Consider the following 700-nt stretch of genomic DNA (forward strand, 5'->3'; position numbering starts at 1 on the left):
TCACCAGCTCGGCCAGATAGCCGTTCGTGATGAAGGTTTTGGAGCCATTGATCACGTAGTCATCGCCGTCCAGCACTGCCGTGGTTTTCACCCCTTGCAGGTCGGAACCAGCGCCCGGCTCGGTCATGGCAATGGCCGTGACCATTTCACCGGAGATCAGCTTGGGCAGGTATTTGTGTTTCAACGCCTCACTGCCGTAATGCAGGATATATGGCGCAACAATATCCGAATGCAGGGAAAAACCGATGCCGGTCAGCCCCAGCCGGCTGATCTCCTCGATCACCACCGCGCTGTACAAAAAGTCCGCGCCCAGCCCGCCATATTCTTCTGGCAGGTGGGAACACAGCATCCCCGCCTCCCCCGCCTTGCTCCATAAGCTGCGGTCGATGTAGCCCTGTTTCTCCCACTGCCCATGGAACGGCGCGGCGTCTTTTTCGAGGAAGGTGCGCACGCTCTCGCGGAAGAGTTCGTGTTCCGGGCTGAACAAGGTTCTGGGAATCATGGGTCACCTGCGTGGATTGTCGGACAAGGACGAGTGGAAAAAAAAAACAACAAAAGTTGAACCTCTTAGCCATATTATCTTTTTTCGCACTTCATATGCACACTACATTATCTCCAATCGTTCTTACTTTATCCCACCCCTCTTCCCCTCCACCATCGCAGCCTTATTTCCTCCTTACCCTACATACTACTCTTCTTT

At 54.0% G+C, this 700-nt stretch carries 2 protein-coding genes; one reads left to right on the forward strand and one right to left on the reverse strand.

The annotated features are described in order from the left end of the window. A partial coding sequence (locus OMK64_RS21415; RefSeq protein ID WP_272730134.1) for an acyl-CoA dehydrogenase family protein occupies nt 1-502 on the reverse strand: 502 nt, incomplete at its 3' end. Here OMK64_RS21415 and OMK64_RS21420 point away from each other — a divergent pair. Beyond that, the coding region (locus OMK64_RS21420) for a hypothetical protein (RefSeq protein ID WP_272730135.1) at nt 501-700 on the forward strand (200 nt) is incomplete at its 3' end. The two genes, OMK64_RS21415 and OMK64_RS21420, sit on opposite strands and share 2 nt — an antisense overlap.

It is taken from the genome of Cellulomonas fimi, assembly GCF_028527925.1.
GTDB classification, from domain to species: domain Bacteria; phylum Actinomycetota; class Actinomycetes; order Actinomycetales; family Cellulomonadaceae; genus Cellulomonas; species Cellulomonas fimi_C.